This window comes from Dietzia sp. 179-F 9C3 NHS (assembly GCF_045369825.1).
Taxonomy (GTDB): Bacteria; Actinomycetota; Actinomycetes; order Mycobacteriales; family Mycobacteriaceae; genus Dietzia.
Window position 1 is genome coordinate 19,168 of sequence record NZ_JBIQES010000014.1, and the last position, 18,501, is coordinate 37,668.

Sequence of the window (18,501 nt, forward strand, 5' to 3'; positions counted from 1 at the left end):
AACCATAGCTATAAGTGACAATTGTCTCAAAGGCTTTCCCTTTCACTGGGAGGTTGGCATACTCGTGAATGTACGTCCTTACGAGCCCCAATCCAGGAGGATCACATGGCCATTCTCACCATCGGAGACCAGTTCCCCGATTTCGAGCTCACCGCGCTCAAGGGAGGTGACCTCAAGGAGGTCAACGCCCAGCAGCCGGAGGACTACTTCGAGACCGTCACCAACCAGTCCTACCCGGGCAAGTGGCGCGTGATCTTCTTCTACCCGAAGGACTTCACCTTCGTCTGCCCCACCGAGATCGCCGCCTTCGGCAAGCTCGACGAGGAATTCCAGGACCGCGACACCCAGATCCTCGGTGGCTCGATCGACAACGAGTTCGCGCACTTCAACTGGCGCGCGACCAACGATGAGCTCAAGACCGTCCCGTTCCCGCTGCTCTCGGACATCAAGCACGAACTCATCCGTGAGCTCGGTGTGGAGAACGCCGACGGCGTGGCCGACCGCGCCACCTTCATCGTGGACCCGGACAACGTGATCCAGTTCGTCTCCGTGACCCCGGACGCCGTCGGCCGCAACGTGGACGAGGTCCTCCGCGTCCTCGACGCCCTCCAGTCGTCCGAGGTCTGCGCCTGTAACTGGCAGAAGAACGACCCGACCAAGAACCTCAACAAGATGGAAATGCTGCAGGAGGGCATCAAGTGAGCATCGAGAACCTGAAGTCCGGTCTCCCGGAGTTCGCCAAGGATCTCAAGCTCAACCTCGGGTCCCTGGCGCGTTCCACCGAGCTGTCCGAGCAGCAGCTCTGGGGCACCTTCCTGGCCTGTGCCGCCGCCACCAAGTCGGCCACCGTTCTCTCCGAGATCGCCGACGAGGCGCGCGAGCACCTGTCGGACGAGGCGTTCAACGCCGCGCTGGGCGCCGCCACCATCATGGGCATGAACAACGTGGCCTACCGGGCCAAGGAGTTCCTCGGTGACGACTACACCCAGGTCCGCATGGGCCTGCGGATGAACATCATCGCCAACCCGGGCGTGGAGAAGGCCGACTTCGAGATGTGGTCGATGGCCGTGTCCACCATCAACGGGTGCGAGAACTGCACCGCCGCCCACGACGACGTCATCCGCAAGGAGGGCGTCACCAAGGAGCAGGCCTGGGAGGCCGTCAAGATCGCCGCCACCGTCGCCGGTGTCGCGCAGGCCGTCGAGATCGACGCCGCCATCTGACATCCAGGCTACGGCCACGCTGAATCCCGGGACCCCGCCGACGCCTTCGTCGGCGGGGTCCCGTCGTCACGTCACCACCAAGGGGCGACCCCGAGGCACCACCCCGCCCCCGATCCGGTGCGACACACGTAGATTCGGTGACGAGCGTGGGGCGATCCGCCCACTCGCGTGCCCGACATCGAGGAGGAGCACATGACCAACGGAGACGGCGACCGCACCGACCGGCCCGACCAGCACCACGGCTATCACGGCGACCGGGGCTACGGGGGCTACGGCGAGCAGTCGTATGGGGAGCAGCCCTACGGCGGCTCCTCGTACGGCGCGCAGCCCCACGGAGAACCGTACGGCTACGGGAGCTACGGCGCCTCTTACCCGAACCCCGGCTACGGCGAGCCCATGCCGCCCGGTCAGCTCTCGCAGCGCGGCAGGATCTCGGCGCCCGAGGTGGTCGGGGCCGCGTGGCGCCTGTTCACCGGCAATCCGCTTCCGTGGATACTCATCGTCCTCATCTCCCTCCTCGCGAGCGGGGCGACGAGCTTTCTGGGACAGCCGATCGAGTTCGATCCCGAGACGCTGGAGACCACCACCAATCAGCTCGGCATCGTGAGCACCCTGATCTCGTTCGTCGTCGGTCTCCTTGTCCAGGCCGTCACAATCCGCGGAGCCCTGCTCGAGGTGGACGGGCACAAGCCGTCGATCGGCGACTTCTTCAAGCTGCACAACTTCGGCTGGTTCGTCGTCGCCGCGATCCTCGTGGGCATCGCCGTCTTCGTCGGTCTCTTTGCGCTGCTCATCGGCGCACTCGTGGTGAGCTTCTTCCTCTACTGGACCGACCTCTTCGTCATCGACCGCAACATGACCGCGACCGATGCCATGAAGTCCAGCTTCAACGCGATCAAATCCGACGGCGGCAACCTCCTGGCCCTGGCCGCCCTCAACGTCCTCATCGTGATCGCCGGAGCCCTCGCCCTCTTCGTGGGCCTCTTCGTCGCGATCCCGGTGGCCACCCTCGCCTCTACGTACGCCTACCGCGTCATCACCGGGCCCAGCGACTTCTCGCGGCGGGCCACCACGGATCCCGCAACGATGCCCCAGCAGGGGTACTGAGAGGACTCAGCGGTCGGACCCGGTGGGGGCCTCCTCGGTCCTTTCCGGGTCCGACTCGTACTGCATCCCCTTGCGGACCGCCCAGATCGTGCCGGCGAACGCCACCAGAGCAAGCGGCCAGCCCATGCCGATACGTGCGGCGCCCAGCCAGTTGACCTCGTTGTTGAGGTAGAGCGCGTACTGCAGGGCCGCGCGGAGGCCGAACAGCGCCGCCCAGAACCACGTGGCCACGGCGTACCACCGCCGCGCCGCCGGGATCCGCCGCCAGGCCATCCCCTTTCCGTCGAGGAATCCCCAGATCACACCGACAAGTGGCCAGCGGGCCAGCGCCGACACGGCGAACGCGGCACCGTACACGGCCTGCGTGATGATCCCGTAGAGGAAGTAGCCCTTCGCGCTGCCCGTGCGCCACGCGATGAACACACAGATGGCCACGCCGAGGAAGCCGGAGATCGCCGGCTGCGGGTTATCCCGCCGCACCAGCGACCACAGCAACATGGCGGTGGCCACACCCAGCGCCGACCAGATCGCCACGTCGAGACCCCAGATCGCGTTGACGGGGACAAAGGCGAGGACGGGGACGGACGAGAACACCAACCCCCGCACACCTCCCATCTGCTCGAGCAGGGAGGCGTCCGGATCCCCGAATGCCGACTTCCGTGCGGGCCACGCCTTCTTCTCGGCGCTTGCCCCCGTGGTCGGGTCAGACTCTTCCACGCTTCTCCTCGGGATCGCCGCCCGGTGGCCCCTCGAGGAGCACGTAGCGGGGATTGAACATGATCTTGTGGCCGGCCCTCGTCCCGACCCGTCCGGTGAGGACGAGGAACCGGCCCGTGTCGATCCCCGGCAGGGACCGTCTTCCGAGCCAGCACACATCGAGCGCGCCGGTCCCGTCGAACACCTCGGCCGTCACGCCCAGGCAGTCCTCGCCGCCCCCCGACTGTACGGTGCGGATCCGGCCGGTCAGGGTGACCAGGTCGCCCCGGCGTGCATCGGCAACGCGGCAACACCCCGTGCTCCGGACCCGATCGGCCAGGTCCACGGCGTCGAGATCGTCCGGCGATTTGGTGAGCCGGGCCGTCATCCTGCTCAGGAACCCGGGACTCGGCACGTCTGTCTCCCCTTCGCGGTGAGGCGCGGCCTACAGGTCGTCGTCGCCGCGGAGCCGGTCCATCGCGCTACCGTCGCGTCGCGGCCGGTCGGGCGCAGCCTGAGGTACCTGTTGCTGGGCCTGCGGCGCGGGCTGCTGCGGCGTCGGCTGCTGCTGGGCGGGCGGCTGCCCCGCCCCGGCCGACGCTCCCCCGGCCGCCATCTGCTGCTGGTAGGCCTGCGCCTGCTGCTGGGCCGCGAGCTGCGACTGGGCCTGCGCGAGAGCATTCTGGATCTCGTCCGGCACCGTGAGCGGCAGCTGCTCGCGGGCAGGCATCGGCCCCTCGCCACGGTTGACCAGTAGGTGACGGAAGACCTCCCGGCCCTCCTCCGCGGCCTGGTCGGCCAGATCCGGCGTGCTCATGACCCGGATCTCCGCGGTCCACCGGGCACCGTCGACCCCGATCGCCCGGAACGTCGCGTTGGGCAGCTCGGCGACGAGTTCGCGGCCCCACGGCCCGTCCACGATCGACGCGTCGGCGCCCTGCTGTTCCAGTTGGTCCCTCATCTCCGTGACCATGGTCCGCCACTGCCCGGCCGTCTTGGGCGCGGCGAAGGCGCGCGGGATCACGCGGGACACCTGGGTGACCACGTGGAATTCTGGACGGCCCTGCTGGTCCAGGGCCACGTTGAGGTCCCGGCCGCGCGGCACTCCGATCACGAGGGATCCGAGGTCGATGTGGCCGAAGCCCAGCTCGCCGTAGTAGCCCGCCAGGTCGTCGACCACGGACCGGTCGTGGGGCCCCTCCATCGGTGCCGAGGTGTCCACCACGTCCAGGGAGGAGGCGGCGTCGCGGTCACCCGTCACCGACTTCTTGCGTCTGAACATGCTCGAGTCCTCTCCGCGTACGCTCCGGCCCCGACCGGGGCCGACGACGTCGACGCTACCGAACCACTCAGTGGCCGGGGCCGGTCAGTCGACGGTGGCCGCCCGTGGACCCGTGCCCGCCGGCGCCCCGGTCGGTCTCGTCGAGTCGGTCCACCTCCACCACGTCCCACAGCTCGACGCGCTGGACGAGCAGTTGGGCGATCCGGTCCCCGCGCTCGACATGGAACGCCTCGTTCGGGTCGAGGTTGACGAGGTTGACCTTGATCTCCCCCCGGTAGCCGGCGTCCACGGTGCCGGGGGCGTTGACCACCGAGATCCCCGCCCGCGCCGCGAGCCCGGAACGGGGGTGCACGAGGCCCACGTAACCGTGGGGGACGGCGACGGCCAGCCCGGTGCCGACCAGCGCCCGGTGCCCGGGTTCCAGGACCACGTCCTCCGCAGCGTGCAGATCGATGCCGGCGTCGCCGGCGTGGGCCCGGACCGGGAGCGGCAGCCCCGGGTCGAGCCTCCGTACCCGCAGGACACCCGTCCCCGGGTCACCACCCGTCCAGTAGTCGTTCACCTCTGCGCCCTCCTTCTGAGCCCTGGCCGGGTTCTCGATAGTCTTGTCTGCGTGACCGATGAGGATCTCCGACCGTCCCCCGACCGCGCTCCGCGGCTCGTCCACTCCGAACGGCTCCGGGTGCCGGTGTGGTGGTGGATCGTCCTCGTCGCCGTCACCGCCATCGTGGCGGCCCAAGCCGTCATCGTGGGCGCCCAGTGGTGGCTCTGGCTCCTCGTCGTGGTACTCCCGCTGCTGCTCGCGTGGCTCTTCGTGACCGTGGGCTCGGAGCGGATCGAGGTCGAGGCCGACGGCCAGGGCGGCGGGACGCTCTACGCGGGCCGCGCCCGCCTGCCCTTCGACGCGATCTCCCGGACGGCGGTCGTGCCCGCGACGGCCAAGCAGGCGGCCATGGGGCGCCAGCTCGATCCCGAGGCCTACGTGGTCCACCGCGGCTACGTGCCCGCGATGGTGATCGTCGTCCTCGACGACCCGCAGGATCCGACGCCCTATTGGCTCATCAGCACCCGCGACCCCGAGGGGCTCGCCGCCGCCCTCCCGGACAACGACTACACCTGACCCGAGGACCGCGCTGGACCCGTCAGCCCGCGCAGTCCACGCAGACGGGCATCCCGTCGCGCATCTCGGCGAAGCGGCTGCGGTGGTGGACGAGGAAGCACTCGGCACAGGTGAACTCGTTCTCCTGCTCGGGGACCACCCGCACCGACAGTTCCTCGCCGGACAGGTCCGCCCCGGGGAGCTCGTACGACTCGGCGGTATCGGTCTCGTCCACGTCGACCTCGCCGGTGGCGCCTTCGGCCCGTCGGGCCTTGAGCTCCTCCAGCGAATCACCGGCGAGCTCGTCGGCCTCGGTCCGGCGGGGGGCGTCGTAGTCGGTTGCCATGAGTCTCATTTCTGCGGTCTGGTGACGAGGGCGTACTAGTCGGTTCTTGACCGACCGGCGCCCGCATAGTAGCGGATGCTCACGGGTGTGTCACACCCGACCGTGGGTCGTGTCCCCACCCGTTCGCGGGGGCCGGTAGGCCTACAGTGGGGCGGTGGACCCCACGCGTGGACCGCGCCCACCACGCACGCAGGAAGGACCCCAATGGTCACCCACCTCAGCAGCCAGGCCAGGCCCGGTGCCAGCCCTCCGCGCGGGATGCGTCGGCTGGCCACCCCGTACGTCCTGCTCGTGGTGGCGGCGCTCGTGATCGGAGGCATCGTCTGGACCGTGGCGCTGTCCGGCTCCGACGAGGCGACCAGGGCCGCCGCGTGCCCGATCACCGAGACCGCCGCGGGCGCCGGCCTGGAAGAGCAGCCGGCGACCGCCCTCGACGACACGGAACCGGCGCTACTCGGCGACACCCGGGTCCGCGTGCTCAACGCCAACGGCGAGGTCGGCCAGGCCGGCGCGGTCGCCGCCCAGCTCGCCGAGCGCGGGTTCAGTCCCGCCGGAGCCGACGCGACCGGGAACGACCCGATCTACGGTCAGGAACTGGACTGCCACGGCCAGATCCGCTTCGGCGAGAACGGACGGGCCGCCGCGCGCTCAGTCTCGCTGGTGGCACCCTGCATGCAGTTGGTCTCCGACGGCCGCGAGGACGAGACCGTGGACCTGGTGCTCGGCACCATCTTCTCCCGGCTGACGGACTCCTCAGCCGCCGTCGGCGCGCTGGACGAACTCAAGGTGGGCCGCCAGCCGTCCGCGACGGACCTCGAGACCGCGCGCGCGGTCAGCTGCTGAGTCCTCCGCACTCCCCCAGTGCGGCGAGGAAGCCGGCGACGACGCCGGGGGCCGCGGCCGTCGTCGGCACCGCGTCGTCGGAGGACGAGGCGACGACGGCGCCGGCCTCCTCAGCGATGAGCGCGCCCGCCGCGTGGTCCCACGGCTTGAGACCCCGTTCGTAATAGGCGTCGAGGCGCCCGGTGGCGACCATGCACAGGTCCAGCGCAGCGGAACCACAGCGGCGGATGTCCCGCACGCGGGGCAGCAGGGCGGCGACGACGGCCCCCTGTTCGGCACGGATCGCGGCGTCGTAGGCGAAGCCGGTACCCACCAGCGCCATGGCGAGGTCTCGGCACCCGGATGCCGCCAGGTCGACGACGGCCCCGTCCGGGCGCTCGAGCGTCGCTCCCCCACCACGGCCCGCAGACCAGGTCTCGCCCGTGACGATGTTGTGCACGGCCCCGGCCACCACCCGGCCGTCGACCTCCGCGGCCCCGAGCCCTCTGCGCCCCGCGCGATCGTGCCGTCCGTCATGTCGATCCCTTCGTCGTCATCACCCGTGTGGCCCGGGCCACCCGCGGGCGCGGGCGGATACGCTGACGCCGAGCCGTCCGGCGCCCTCGCGGCCCGGCGGTCGATGCCCTCACCGCCACCGTAGTGACTGATCCAGCGAACCCCGTGGGAGCCGAGATGACCACCGCCACCCCTGCCACACCCGAACCCGCGCACGGCGCCCGGACAGGGGTGGGCGTCGACGTCGGCGGGACCGGGATCAAGGCGGGACTGGTCGACCTCGAGCGCGGCGAGCTCATCGGCGACCGACTGGTCCGTGACACGCCGCAGCCGGCCACGCCGGACGCCATCGCCGAGACCATCCGGGAGATGGTCGACGAGCTCGGCGCCGACGGTCCGGTGGGCGTGGCGCTGCCCAGCGTCATCCACGAGGGGGTGGCGCGTATCGCCCACAACATCGACACCTCGTGGATCGGCTGCGCCGTGGTGGACCTCTTCGAACGCCACCTGCCGGGTCGGCGCGTGGTGATGCTCAACGACGCCGACGCGGCCGGGCTGACCGAGGTGCAGTTCGGCGCGGCGGCGGGACTCGACGGCCTCGTCATCCTCCTCACCTTTGGTACCGGCATCGGTTCGGCGTTGCTCTTCGACGGACGACTCATCCCCAACACCGAGTTCGGCCACCTCATGGTGGAGGACATCGCGGGGCGCGGGTTCGACGAGACCGAGCACCTGGCCTCGGCGTCCGTGCGCGCCCGCGACGAGCTGAGCTTCGCCGAGTGGGCCCCCCACGTCTCCAACGTCCTGCGCAACATCGAGGACCTGCTGTGGCCCCGCGCCTTCGTCCTCGGCGGCGGGGTGAGTGAGGCAGCCGACGAGTGGTTTCCCCTGCTGGAAAACCGGACCCCCGTGCTCGCGGCGGTCCGCCTCAACGACGCGGGGATCATCGGGGCGGCGACGTACGCCGCCGCCGACGCCGGCTTGCTCGACCTCGGCGAGGTGCTCTCCCGGCACCGCGGCTAACCCCTGCCGGTCCCCGCCGGATGCGACCTCCCGGCGCGTTCCTCGTTACAATGGCACAGGCCGGGCTCACGCTCCGGCCGGGGATGGGCCCGGTGCCGCACGGCGGACGGCCCATGCGCCGAGTGACGGCGCGGTAGCTCTCCCCGTCTCCATCGAGTCACCGGTTGTGAAGGGGCGTTTGTGGCAGCCACGAAGACCACCAAGTCGGATTCCGCGACGGCCGGGGATCCGGCGGAGACCGAGGTCACGGGCCGGGCCCCCGCCAAGAAGACGGCCGCCAAGAAAACCGCTGCCAAGAAGACGGCCGCCAAGAAAACCGCTGCCAAGAAGACCGCGGCCAAGAAAACCGCTGCCAAGAAGACCGCGGCCAAGAAGACGGCCGCCAAGAAGACCCCGGCCAAGAAGACCGCGAGCAAGGCCACCGAGGCCCCCGTCGACGAGACGCAGGCGGACGACGCCGCCGAGCCCGAGACCTTCGACACCGAGCCCGACACCACGGAGCTCGAGGACGTCGAGGCCGAGGCCACCGAGGTCGAGGCCGAGGCGGAGGCCGTCGAGGATCCCGAGGCCGACGAGGAGACCGAGGAGGAGCCGTCCGCCAAGGACAAGGCCTCCGGCGACTTCGTCTGGGACGAGGAGGAGTCCGAGGCCCTGCGCCAGGCGCGCAAGGACGCCGAGCTCACCGCCTCGGCCGACTCGGTCCGCGCCTACCTCAAGCAGATCGGCAAGGTCGCGCTCCTCAACGCCGAGGAGGAGGTGGAGCTGGCCAAGCGCATCGAGGCGGGGCTCTACGCCACCTGGCACATGGCGCAGGTCGCCGAGCGTGGCGAGAAGCTCACCACCGCGCAGCGACGCGACTTCCGCTGGATCGAGCGGGACGGCGTCCGCGCCAAGAACCACCTCCTCGAGGCCAACCTTCGCCTCGTGGTGTCGCTGGCCAAGCGCTACACCGGTCGTGGCATGGCGTTCCTGGACCTCATCCAGGAGGGCAACCTCGGTCTCATCCGCGCGGTCGAGAAGTTCGACTACACCAAGGGCTACAAGTTCTCCACGTACGCCACGTGGTGGATCCGCCAGGCCATCACCCGCGCCATGGCCGACCAGGCCCGCACCATCCGTATCCCGGTGCACATGGTGGAGGTCATCAACAAGCTCGGACGTATCCAGCGCGAGTTGCTCCAGGACCTGGGCCGCGAGCCCACCCCGGAGGAGCTGGCCAAGGAGATGGACATCACCCCGGAGAAGGTGCTGGAGATCCAGCAGTACGCCCGGGAGCCCATCTCGCTCGACCAGACCATCGGCGACGAGGGCGACAGCCAGCTCGGCGACTTCATCGAGGACTCCGAGGCCGTGGTGGCCGTGGACGCGGTGAGCTTCACGCTCCTGCAGGACCAGCTCCGCTCCGTGCTCGACACGCTCTCCGAGCGTGAGGCCGGCGTCGTACGCCTGCGGTTCGGTCTCACCGACGGCATGCCACGCACTCTCGACGAGATCGGCCAGGTCTACGGCGTCACACGCGAGCGCATCCGCCAGATCGAGTCCAAGACCATGTCGAAGCTGCGTCACCCGTCGCGCTCGCAGGTCCTACGCGACTACCTCGACTAGAAGAGGGCGCTCCGCGCCGGTGTGCGGTGTGTCTCTCGTGATCACGAGAGACACACCGCACACCCGTTACCAGCTGCGCAGCAGGGAGATCCGCTCCCGGATCTGGTCCGCCGAGGCCATCGGCACCGGAGGGCCGCCGCAGGCGTTGCGCAGCTGCGTGTGGATCGCGCCGTGCGATTTGCCCAGCCGGCCTGAGTACACCGACACGAGCGTGTTGAGGTCGCGGCGCAGCGCCTTGAGTTCGGCGGCGCTCGCCACCCGCTCGGCGGCCGCCTCCGACGAGGCGCCCGCGGCACCGGCGTGCGCGCCCGGTCCGGCGGCGTTGCCGGGCAGCGTGGTGCCGGCCATCGCCGGGTCGGCGCCCACCACGGCCACGGATCCAGGCGCTGCGGAGGCCTCGGCGGAAGCCCGCTTGACCTGCTCCTTCTCCCGCTGGCGCAGGAGTGCTTTGACGTCGTCGGCCCCCAGGAGCCCGGGCAGGCCGATGTAGTCGGCTTCTTCATCGCTGCCCGCGAACGTCGCGGTGCCGTAGGAGGAGCCCTCGTAGACGATCTGGTCGAGCTCGGCGTCGGCGCCCAGGGAGTGGAAACCCTTCTCCTCGTCGTCGGCGGTGTCCGGCTCGTCCTGCTGCTGATTGGCCTGCGCGAGCAGTTCGTCCTCGAGGCCGTCCTCGCGGTGCGGCTTGCCCAGGACGTGGTCGCGTTGGACCTCCATCTGCGAGGCGAGCTGCAGCAGCACGGGGGCCGAGGGCAGGAAGACCGAGGCGGTCTCCCCGGGCCGACGCGAGCGCACGAAGCGGCCGATGGCCTGGGCGAAGTACAACGGGGTCGAGGCGCTGGTGGCGTACACGCCCACGCACAGGCGCGGCACGTCCACGCCCTCGGAGACCATGCGGACCGCGACCATCCACTCGTCGGTGGATCCGGAGAAGGTGCCGATGCGGCTCGAGGCGGTGGGGTCGTCGGAGAGGACGACGACGGGGGCTCGCCCGGTGATCTCGGTGAGCAACGCGGCGTACTCCCGAGCGCGCTCCTGGTCGGTGGCGATCACCAGTCCGCCGGCGTCCGGCACCCCGCCGGCGCGGATCTGCTGGAGCCGGGTGTGCGCGGCCTGCAGGACGGCGGGCATCCAGTCACCGTGCGGGTCCAGTGCGACCCGCCACGCGCGCGAGGTCTGGTCGGCGCTGAGCGGTTCGCCGAGGCGCGCGGAGAACTCCTCGCCGGCGTTGGTGCGCCAGCGGGCTTCTCCGGAGTACGCGAGAAACACCACCGGCCGGACCACGCCGTCGGCGAGCGCGTCGGCGTAGCCGTAGGTGTGGTCGGCCTTTGAACGCTGGTGGCCCTGGCCGTCGGGCTCGTAGGTGACGAACGGGATCGGGCTGTCGTCCGACCGGAACGGGGTGCCGGTGAGCGAGAGGCGGCGTTCGGCGTCCTCGAACGCCTCCCGGATGCCGTCGCCCCAGCTCTTGGCGTCGCCGCCGTGGTGGATCTCGTCGAGGATCACGAGGGTCCGGCGGGCGACGGTGCGCTGCCGGTGCTTGAACGGGTGCGAGGCGACCTGGGCGTACGTCACCACCACGCCGTGGAACTCGGGGGCGAGGGCGCCCGAGGAGTTGGAGAACTCGGGGTCGAGGAGGATCCCCGACCGGGCGGCCGCGGCCGCCCACTGGTACTTGAGGTGCTCGGTGGGGGCGACCACCGTCACGGCGTCGACCGTCCGGTCGGCCAGCAGCTCGGAGGCCACGCGTAGGCCGAACGTGGTCTTGCCGGCGCCGGGGGTGGCCACGGCGAGGAAGTCCCTCGGCCGGGCCATGAGGTACTTGCGCAGCGCGGTCCGCTGCCAGGCGCGCAGCGGCGCGCCCCCGGCGGCGGGGGCGGACCCGGCGGTCTGGTCTGCGGTCGTCTCCGTGAGGCCCGGGACCGCTCCGGGGTCACTCACCAGGCTTCAGGGTCTCGTAGACGCGCTTGCACTCCGGGCACACCGGCGATCCGGGCTTCGCCGAGCGGGTCACCGGAAACACCTCGCCGCACAGGGCGATGACGTAGGTGCCCATGACCGCGCTCTCGGCGATCTTGCTCTTGTCCACGTAGTGGAAGAACTTGGGCGCGTCGTCCTGCGTCTCGTCAGTCGTGGTGACCTCGGGACGCTCGATGGTCTTGGTCCGGGTGGTGCTCACCCCTTCATGATGCCGCACCTCATGGCCCGGGTGCCAACCCCCGGGGAGGGGCGTCGCCGGGGGAGGCGCCCCTCCCGGGCCGGCCACCGACGGGAGTACCGTGTGGTGCATGGCACGCGGCTTTCTGCGCAGGCGGTCGTCGGACTCCGACGACACGTCGAGGCCCGTCGTCATCACCGGTGCCCGCGCCTCCTATCAGGACGAGCTCGCGGCACGGAAGAGTCGCTACTTCCTCCTCATGAGCATCCGGATCCCGGCGCTGTTCCTCGCGGCCGGGGCCATGTACCTCTGGAACAACCCGTGGATCGCGTTCGCGATCGTCGTGGGCTCGATCCCCATCCCGTGGATCGCCGTGATCGGCGCCAACGACCGGCCGCCACTGCCCAAAGAGCATCGCAATCGCTATGTGGCGGGCGCGATCTCGCGGAACACGCAGATCGCCCTGCCGCCGGGCGTCACGGGGGCCACGCGGCCGACCGACGAGCCGACCGAACCGGCGGCGCCGACCACCGACGCCCCGGACGCCGACCGGGGCGGCACCGACGGGAGTGAGCCCCGCCGGTGACACCCTCCCCCACTCTCGTCGACCTCGCCCCCGACCTCGCTGCGGCGTTCCGGCGGCACGACTACACCGTGCCCGGTGTCGAGCGCGCCCTCGGCCCGGCCGCGATCGCCGCGCTCGGCCGCTCCGACGCCCCGGCGCTGCGCCGGGCGGCCGTCGATGCCGGTCCCGTCGGCCTGCTCGTCCGCCTGTTCGTGCTCGGCGACGTGCTGCCCGAGCCGGCCGTGACGGCGGTGCTCGCCGACGTGCCGGTCGACGGCGGCGTAGCCGCCGGGCTCTGGGCCCGCGCGGCGACCGCCGACGGCTCACCCGGGCTGCGGTCCCCTCTCGACCTGCGCCCCGTGGACTCCGGCCACGGGACCCGGTGGGTGTTCTCGGATGCCGACGGGTCGATGGTCCACACCACCACCCGCCCGGATCACGTGCTCGGGGTGGGCCAGGCGACCCTCTCGCTGCTGTCGATCACACCCACGACACCTGCAGTCTCGGTCCTCGACCTCGGCACCGGGTGCGGGGTCCAGCTGGTCCACGCGCTGGCCACCGCCCGGTCCGCGACCGGGACGGACATCACCCCCCGGTGCCTCGACCTGGCGGCCGCCACCCTCGCCGTCAACGGGCTGGAGGCCGAGCTGCTCGCCGGCCCCTGGTACGAGCCGGTGGCCGGGCGGCTCTTCGACCGGATCGTCGCCAACCCCCCGTTCGTCGTGGGCCCGGCCGAGGTGGGGCACTCCTACCGGGAGTCCGGCCTGCACCTCGACGGGGCGAGCCGCACCGTCGTCGCCGGTGCGCCGGAGCACCTCGCGCCCGGGGGGACCGCGGTCATACTCGCGTCGTGGGTCGAGCAGGCGGGGGTGGACTGGCGCTCGCGCGTGGCGTCCTGGGTGCCGGCCGAGGGCGTGGAGGCGTGGATCCTGCGGCGTGACGTCTCGGACCCCGAGCTCTACGTGTGGACGTGGCTCACCGACGAGGGGATGGACCCGCGGGACGAGGCCACGGCGCGTGCCGCCGACGCGTGGCTCGACCACTTCGCCGAGCACGAGGTGGCGGGGGTCGGCTTCGGCTACGTCTACCTCCGGCGGATCGACGGCCCGTCGTCGGTGCTCTGCGAGGACCTCACCCATCCCTTCGACTCCGGTCTCGGCGACGAGGCCGAGGCGCACTTCGCCCGCACCGCGTGGCTGCGCGGGGCGGCCGACCAGCACGACGGCGAGGCCCAGGCCCTCGACGCCACCGTGTTCACCCTCTCCCCCGACGTCCGGCTGCACGTCTCGGAGTCGCTGGCGCCGGGCGCGGACGACCCCGGGTCGGGCCGCACTGTGGTGGTCGAGCGCGTCACGGGCGCCCGGTGGCGGCACGAGATCGACGACCTCACCGCGACGGTCCTGCGCGGCGCCCGGATGGGCGCGCTGCCGCTGGAGGACCTCGTCGTGCTCGCGGCGGCCGGCGCGGGCCTGGACCCTGACGCCCTGGCCCCGGCCATGCGACGGGTGGTCGCCGACCTGTTCCTCCACGGCGTCGTGGTCCCCGCCGGGGTCCCCGGACTGGTGCCGCCCCACGCCGCCGCGGGCGCGCCCGAAGGGGAGGTCTGAGCGTGCGCGCCGTGATCTCCCGGGTCACCGAGGCGTCAGTGACCGTCAACGGCGAGGTGGTGGGCGCCCTGGACCGCCCGGGGCTGCTCGTGTTGCTCGGGGTGTCGGTGGACGACGACGAGGCCGACGTCGCGACGATGGTGCGCAAGATCGCCGAGCTGCGGATCCTGCGGGACGAGGTGGGGGCCGTCGACATCGGTGCGCCGGTCCTCGTCGTCAGCCAGTTCACCCTGATGGGCTCCACCGCCAAGGGCCGACGCCCGTCGTGGACTCGCGCGGCCCGGCCCGAGACGGCCGAGCCTCTTGTCGCGGCCGTCGTCGACGGGCTGCGTGGCCGCGGGCTGGAGGTGGCCACCGGCGTCTTCGGCGCGATGATGCGCGTGCACTCGGTGGGCGACGGCCCGTTCACCGTCCTCGTCGAGACCCGTTCTCCCGCACCCCGCACCTCTCAGTGACTTCTCAGACCATCTGATCCATCGCCGCAGGTCGCACCCTGTGACCGATCTCATGGTCCCGGGAACATTCCGACGCCCCGGGCCGTTGTACACGTACGTGACCGCCACCCGGCCACGCCGGGGATCCGCCCACCCACGACCGAACGCCCGCCCGGTGCTCCCGGGAGCGGCAGGAGGAGGAGACATGACGTCAGCCACCACCCGATCGGACCGACGGACGGAGGCGGATACGGACGGTCAGGGCCCGAGCGCGGACCTGGTGCGCGTCTACCTCAACGGGATCGGCAAGACCGCCCTGCTCAATGCGGAGCAGGAGGTCGAACTCTCCAAGCGGATCGAGGCCGGCCTCTACGCCAAGCACCTCCTGGCCACCCGCAAGCGTATCGGTCCCGTACGCAAGGCGGACCTCAAGGTGGTCGTCGCGGAGGGCGAAGCCGCCCGCGCCCACCTGCTCGAGGCCAACCTCCGCCTGGTCGTCTCGCTGGCCAAGCGCTACACGGGCCGCGGGATGCCACTGCTCGACCTCATCCAAGAGGGCAACCTCGGGCTCATCCGGGCCATGGAGAAGTTCGACTACGCCAAGGGCTTCAAGTTCTCGACCTACGCCACGTGGTGGATCCGTCAGGCCATCACCCGCGGCATGGCAGACCAGTCCCGCACCATCCGCCTCCCCGTGCACCTGGTCGAGCAGGTCAACAAGCTCGCCCGGATCAAGCGCGAGCTGCACCAGCAGCTGGGGCGCGAGGCCACGCTCGAGGAGCTCGCCGAGGAGTCGGGTATCCCGGCCCACAAGATCGAGGAGCTGCTCGACCACTCGAGGGACCCGGTGAGCCTGGACATGCCGGTCGGCGCCGACGAGGAGGCGCCCCTGGGCGACTTCATCGAGGACGCCGAGGCGATCAGCGCCGAGAACACGGTCGTCTCCAACGTCATGCACTCCGACGTCCGGGCCGTGCTCGCCACCCTCGAGGAGCGCGAGCAGCAGGTCATCACCCTGCGCTTCGGCCTCGACGACGGCCAGCCGCGCACCCTCGACCAGATCGGCAAGCGCTTCGGACTCTCCCGTGAGCGCGTCCGCCAGATCGAGCGCGAGGTCATGGCCAAGCTCCGCGAGGGCCGCCGCGCCGACAAGCTCCGCTCGTACGCCGACTGAGCGCCTCCCCCACGCGCCCCGACGTCGCCGGCCCGGGTTCCCTCCCACGAGAGAGGGGTCCCGGGCCGGCGTCGTTCGGCCGGGCCGAGCTCTGGGAGCGCGCCTAGCGCAAGCGCCGCGGGCCGGCGTCGACGCTGCGGCGGGGCTGCGGCCCCAGATCGACCTGGGCGAAGAGCACCGCGACCCCGTCAGGGGCGGCGAGCGCCGGGTCGATGGACAGCCGCCGCAGCTCGGGGATGTCCTCGACCAGGCACGACATGCGGCCCATGAGGTCAACGAGCGCGTCGCGGTCCACCGGGGTGTCGCCGGCATAGCCGCCGAGGATCGGGGCCGCCCGGGGGCGGTCCAGCAGGGCCTCGGCCTCGGTACGCGAGACCGGCAACGTGCTGAAGGCGCGGTCGGCCAGCAGGTCCGAGAGCATCCCCGACAGGCCGAACGAGATGAGCGAGCCGAAGATCGGGTGGTCCGCCACCCGGATCGTCGCGGCCACGCCCTTGGTCGCCATCTTCTGCACGTGCAGCGAGGCGGAGTCGGTGGCCCCCTTGAGGTCGTCGAACGCCCGGCGCACGTGGCCGCCGTCCGTCAGGTCGAGCCGAACCCCGGACTGGTCGCTGCGCGTCCGCCACTGCTCGCCCATCGCCTTGACCGCCACCGGGTAGCCGAGCTCTTCGGCCGCCATGACGGCCTGCCCGGCGTCGGTGACCACGCGGTAATCGACGATCCCGATGCCGTAGCACTCCAGCAGCGCCCGGACCTGCCCCTGCGTGAGCTCGAAGGACTCGGCGCCCAGGTTGGAGTGGCACAACGAGTCGACGAGCTCGCGGGCCCGGCCGCGATCGATGTCGTCGAACTCCATCGGCTCCTCGGCGGGGCGGTCCAGCCACTCGGCGTAGGTCCGCGCCCGCACGAGCGCCGACACCGCCCGCTCGGGGTACGGGTAGGAGGGGATGGAACCGCGCAGCGCTTCCCCCGACTCGTCGGAGACGATGAGCCCCTCCGGCAGCCCCTCCCCGGCGAGGAACGTACTCACCACCGGCTTGGAGCAGTCGGCGGCCGCGGCGCGTATCGCCTCGGCGTAGGCGTCCGGCTCGGTGGCGACCGGGGGCACGAATACCGTGAGCACCGAGTCCACCTCGTCGCGGGCCAGGGCGTCGGCGATCGCCGTGCGGAACTTCTCGGGGTCGGCCGCCGCGCCGAGGTCCAGGGTGTGCGTCACGGTGAAGCCCTGCAGTCGGGCGGAGTCCGCGCCCAGTCGGGCCACCGCCGTCGAGTTGCCGACGATCGCCAGACGCCGTCCCGCGGGGAGCGGCTGGTGCGCGAGCAGCGAGGCCGTGTCGAACATGTCGGTGATCGAGTCCACCTGGATGAGTCCGGAGTCGCGGAACAGGCCACGGATCGCGGCGCCTGTCAGACCCTGCACCCCGGAGTCGATGTCGTCCGCGGCGCGGCGCACCACGATCACCGGCTTGTTGCGCGCCACCCTCCGTGCGATGCGGGAGAACTTGCGCGCGTTACCGAAGCTCTCCAGGTAGAGCAGGACCACCTCGGTGCTGGTGTCGGTGTCCCAGTACTGGAGCAGGTCGTTGCCGGAGACGTCGGCGCGGTTGCCTGCGGAGACGAAGGTCGACAGTCCGAGCCCGCGCCGCGCTGCGGCCGCGAGGATCGTGATGCCGAGCGCGCCGGACTGGCAGAAGAACCCGGCGCGTCCGGGCCCGGGGACGACCTCGGCGAGGGTGGCGTTGAGCTGGACGTCGGTCGAGGTGTTGATCACGCCGAGCGCGTTGGGCCCCACGACGCGCATGCCGTGGGCCCGGGCCGCGCTCACGAGCCGGCGCTCGGACACCACGCCCTCGCTGCCTACGTCGGAGAAGCCCGCCGAGATCACGACGAGCGTCGACACGCCCTTGGTGAGGCAGTCGTCCAGGACCTCGGACATCGAGGCGGCGGGGACGGCGACGACGGCGAGGTCGACCGGGTCCGGGATGTCGCGCACACTCGCGTAGGCCCGGACGGACTGGACGGAGGTGGCGTCCGCGTTGACGGGGTACACGGGCCCGGTGAACCCGTTTCCGATGAGGTTGCGCAGCACCGTGTGGCCGATCTTGCCCACCTGGTCCGAGGCGCCGATGACAGCCACCGAGCCCGGGGTGAGGACGCGGGCCACGCTGCGGGCCTCGGCGGCGGTCTCCCGCGAGTTGCGCACGTTGGTGAGCGCCTCGGTGGGGTCGATCGCGAACTCCAGGTGCAGGGTCGAGCCGTCGAACGACCGCGAGATCTCGTAGCCGGCGCGGCGGAACACCTGGATCATCGAGCGGTTCTCCGAGAGCACCTCGGCCTCGAAGTGGTCGATGCCGCACTCCGCGGCCGCCCCGGCGAGGTGCTCGAGGAAGATCGAGCCGAGCCCCCGGCCCTGGTGCTGGTCCGAGATCGTGAACGCGACCTCGGCGTTGGTGCTCGAGGGCAGCCGCTCGTACAGCGATATGCCGATGATCTCAGAGCCGAGCTCGGCGACGAACGCCATCCGGTCGCGGTAGTCCACGTGGGTCATGTGGCGCAGCTCCCGGTCCGTGAGGACGTCGTGGGAGCCGAAGTAGCGCAGGTAGCGGGTCCGCTCAGAGAGCGAGGTGTGGAACCGGGATATCTTCTCCGCGTCGGAGGGCAGGATCGGGCGGATCCGGACGGCGCGTCCGTCCGAGCCGAGAACGTCGGCCGCCCATTCGTGCGGGTACCCCTCCGGATAGGTGTCCACGGTGGTGTCTGTGGACGCGTGTTCCGGCGGATCGACGGCGGTATCGGTGGTCCCGTCGTCGACGGCGTCGGGGATCTCGTCTCCGTGCTCCGGCATGG

At 71.2% G+C, this 18,501-nt stretch carries 19 protein-coding genes and 1 pseudogene; 11 read left to right on the forward strand and 9 right to left on the reverse strand.

Features of this window, described 5'->3' with window-relative positions:
- The first annotated feature begins 105 nt into the window (after positions 1-105).
- From ACH0BZ_RS14225 to ACH0BZ_RS14235, 3 genes are all read left to right on the forward strand, one after another.
- Positions 106-702, forward strand: coding sequence for a peroxiredoxin (locus ACH0BZ_RS14225; RefSeq protein WP_406899253.1), 597 nt, complete (start codon positions 106-108; stop codon positions 700-702).
- On the forward strand, positions 699-1,223 hold the full coding sequence (locus ACH0BZ_RS14230) for a carboxymuconolactone decarboxylase family protein (protein ID WP_406899254.1): 525 nt from the start codon (positions 699-701) through the stop codon (positions 1,221-1,223). The genes ACH0BZ_RS14225 and ACH0BZ_RS14230 overlap by 4 nt, the downstream gene beginning before the upstream one ends.
- Before the next feature lie 192 nt (positions 1,224-1,415).
- The gene (locus ACH0BZ_RS14235; protein ID WP_406899256.1) at positions 1,416-2,330 is read left to right on the forward strand and encodes a hypothetical protein; all 915 of its coding nucleotides are present in this window, start codon (positions 1,416-1,418) and stop codon (positions 2,328-2,330) included.
- Between the two features lie 6 nt (positions 2,331-2,336).
- Here ACH0BZ_RS14235 and ACH0BZ_RS14240 read toward each other — a convergent pair whose 3' ends face one another.
- The 4 genes from ACH0BZ_RS14240 to dut form a co-directional block, all read right to left on the reverse strand.
- On the reverse strand, positions 2,337-3,047 hold the full coding sequence (locus tag ACH0BZ_RS14240; RefSeq protein WP_406899258.1) for a DUF3159 domain-containing protein: 711 nt from the start codon (positions 3,045-3,047) through the stop codon (positions 2,337-2,339).
- Positions 3,034-3,441, reverse strand: coding sequence for a hypothetical protein (locus ACH0BZ_RS14245; RefSeq protein ID WP_406899259.1), 408 nt, complete (start codon positions 3,439-3,441; stop codon positions 3,034-3,036). Before ACH0BZ_RS14245 ends, ACH0BZ_RS14240 begins: the two co-directional genes overlap by 14 nt.
- Before the next feature lie 30 nt (positions 3,442-3,471).
- Positions 3,472-4,308, reverse strand: a complete 837-nt coding sequence (locus ACH0BZ_RS14250) for a DUF3710 domain-containing protein (protein ID WP_406899260.1) — start codon at positions 4,306-4,308, stop codon at positions 3,472-3,474.
- A gap of 67 nt (positions 4,309-4,375) precedes the next feature.
- Positions 4,376-4,870 carry a dUTP diphosphatase gene (dut, locus tag ACH0BZ_RS14255; RefSeq protein ID WP_406899262.1) on the reverse strand — a complete coding sequence of 165 codons (495 nt, stop codon included), beginning with the start codon at positions 4,868-4,870 and terminating at the stop codon, positions 4,376-4,378.
- Between the two features lie 51 nt (positions 4,871-4,921).
- On the opposite strand from dut, the gene ACH0BZ_RS14260 reads away from it, so the two are divergent.
- Positions 4,922-5,428, forward strand: coding sequence for a DUF3093 domain-containing protein (locus ACH0BZ_RS14260; protein WP_406899264.1), 507 nt, complete (start codon positions 4,922-4,924; stop codon positions 5,426-5,428).
- 22 nt (positions 5,429-5,450) lie between these two features.
- Here ACH0BZ_RS14260 and ACH0BZ_RS14265 read toward each other — a convergent pair whose 3' ends face one another.
- Positions 5,451-5,753, reverse strand: coding sequence for a DUF4193 domain-containing protein (locus tag ACH0BZ_RS14265; RefSeq protein ID WP_406899266.1), 303 nt, complete (start codon positions 5,751-5,753; stop codon positions 5,451-5,453).
- Between the two features lie 204 nt (positions 5,754-5,957).
- On the opposite strand from ACH0BZ_RS14265, the gene cei reads away from it, so the two are divergent.
- On the forward strand, positions 5,958-6,596 hold the full coding sequence (gene cei / locus ACH0BZ_RS14270; protein ID WP_406899268.1) for an envelope integrity protein Cei: 639 nt from the start codon (positions 5,958-5,960) through the stop codon (positions 6,594-6,596).
- Here cei and ACH0BZ_RS14275 read toward each other — a convergent pair.
- Positions 6,586-7,062 (reverse strand): annotated as a pseudogene (locus tag ACH0BZ_RS14275) (inositol monophosphatase family protein); the annotation flags it as partial. The gene cei and the pseudogene ACH0BZ_RS14275 sit on opposite strands and share 11 nt — an antisense overlap.
- Before the next feature lie 206 nt (positions 7,063-7,268).
- On the opposite strand from ACH0BZ_RS14275, the gene ppgK reads away from it, so the two are divergent.
- Both ppgK and ACH0BZ_RS14285 read left to right on the forward strand, forming a co-directional pair.
- A complete protein-coding gene (gene ppgK / locus ACH0BZ_RS14280) occupies positions 7,269-8,114 on the forward strand; it encodes a polyphosphate--glucose phosphotransferase (protein ID WP_406899270.1) in 846 nt (281 codons plus the stop codon).
- A gap of 180 nt (positions 8,115-8,294) precedes the next feature.
- On the forward strand, positions 8,295-9,719 hold the full coding sequence (locus tag ACH0BZ_RS14285; protein ID WP_406899272.1) for an RNA polymerase sigma factor: 1,425 nt from the start codon (positions 8,295-8,297) through the stop codon (positions 9,717-9,719).
- Between the two features lie 66 nt (positions 9,720-9,785).
- On the opposite strand, the gene ACH0BZ_RS14290 is transcribed toward ACH0BZ_RS14285, so the two are convergent.
- Complete coding sequence (locus ACH0BZ_RS14290; protein ID WP_406899274.1) at positions 9,786-11,657, reverse strand: DEAD/DEAH box helicase; 1,872 nt, start codon at positions 11,655-11,657, stop codon at positions 9,786-9,788.
- Positions 11,650-11,895, reverse strand: coding sequence for a DUF3039 domain-containing protein (locus tag ACH0BZ_RS14295; RefSeq protein ID WP_406899276.1), 246 nt, complete (start codon positions 11,893-11,895; stop codon positions 11,650-11,652). Before ACH0BZ_RS14295 ends, ACH0BZ_RS14290 begins: the two co-directional genes overlap by 8 nt.
- Positions 11,896-12,004: 109 nt before the next feature.
- Here ACH0BZ_RS14295 and ACH0BZ_RS14300 point away from each other — a divergent pair, with 109 nt between their 5' ends.
- From ACH0BZ_RS14300 to ACH0BZ_RS14315, 4 genes are all read left to right on the forward strand, one after another.
- Positions 12,005-12,460 carry a DUF3099 domain-containing protein gene (locus ACH0BZ_RS14300; RefSeq protein WP_406899277.1) on the forward strand — a complete coding sequence of 152 codons (456 nt, stop codon included), beginning with the start codon at positions 12,005-12,007 and terminating at the stop codon, positions 12,458-12,460.
- Positions 12,457-14,046, forward strand: a complete 1,590-nt coding sequence (locus tag ACH0BZ_RS14305) for a methyltransferase (RefSeq protein ID WP_406899278.1) — start codon at positions 12,457-12,459, stop codon at positions 14,044-14,046. The genes ACH0BZ_RS14300 and ACH0BZ_RS14305 overlap by 4 nt, the downstream gene beginning before the upstream one ends.
- A 2-nt stretch (positions 14,047-14,048) precedes the next feature.
- Positions 14,049-14,501, forward strand: a complete 453-nt coding sequence (gene dtd, locus ACH0BZ_RS14310; RefSeq protein ID WP_406899280.1) for a D-aminoacyl-tRNA deacylase — start codon at positions 14,049-14,051, stop codon at positions 14,499-14,501.
- A gap of 184 nt (positions 14,502-14,685) precedes the next feature.
- A complete protein-coding gene (locus ACH0BZ_RS14315) occupies positions 14,686-15,654 on the forward strand; it encodes a sigma-70 family RNA polymerase sigma factor (protein ID WP_406899282.1) in 969 nt (322 codons plus the stop codon).
- A 103-nt stretch (positions 15,655-15,757) separates the two neighbouring features.
- Here ACH0BZ_RS14315 and ACH0BZ_RS14320 read toward each other — a convergent pair whose 3' ends face one another.
- On the reverse strand, positions 15,758-18,499 hold the full coding sequence (locus tag ACH0BZ_RS14320; RefSeq protein WP_406899283.1) for a GNAT family N-acetyltransferase: 2,742 nt from the start codon (positions 18,497-18,499) through the stop codon (positions 15,758-15,760).
- Positions 18,500-18,501: the final 2 nt, after the last annotated feature.

What these genes read in the sequence shown, in the direction of transcription:
- ACH0BZ_RS14225 (WP_406899253.1), top strand. Translation starts at nt 106, where the DNA reads ATGGCCATTCTCACCATCGGAGACCAGTTCCCCGATTTCGAGCTCACC.
- ACH0BZ_RS14250 (WP_406899260.1), bottom strand. Translation starts at nt 4,308, where the DNA reads ATGTTCAGACGCAAGAAGTCGGTGACGGGTGACCGCGACGCCGCCTCC.
- ACH0BZ_RS14265 (WP_406899266.1), bottom strand. Translation starts at nt 5,753, where the DNA reads ATGGCAACCGACTACGACGCCCCCCGCCGGACCGAGGCCGACGAGCTC.
- cei (WP_406899268.1), top strand. Translation starts at nt 5,958, where the DNA reads ATGGTCACCCACCTCAGCAGCCAGGCCAGGCCCGGTGCCAGCCCTCCG.
- ACH0BZ_RS14235 (WP_406899256.1), top strand. Translation starts at nt 1,416, where the DNA reads ATGACCAACGGAGACGGCGACCGCACCGACCGGCCCGACCAGCACCAC.
- ppgK (WP_406899270.1), top strand. Translation starts at nt 7,269, where the DNA reads ATGACCACCGCCACCCCTGCCACACCCGAACCCGCGCACGGCGCCCGG.
- ACH0BZ_RS14300 (WP_406899277.1), top strand. Translation starts at nt 12,005, where the DNA reads ATGGCACGCGGCTTTCTGCGCAGGCGGTCGTCGGACTCCGACGACACG.
- ACH0BZ_RS14320 (WP_406899283.1), bottom strand. Translation starts at nt 18,499, where the DNA reads ATGCCGGAGCACGGAGACGAGATCCCCGACGCCGTCGACGACGGGACC.
- ACH0BZ_RS14315 (WP_406899282.1), top strand. Translation starts at nt 14,686, where the DNA reads ATGACGTCAGCCACCACCCGATCGGACCGACGGACGGAGGCGGATACG.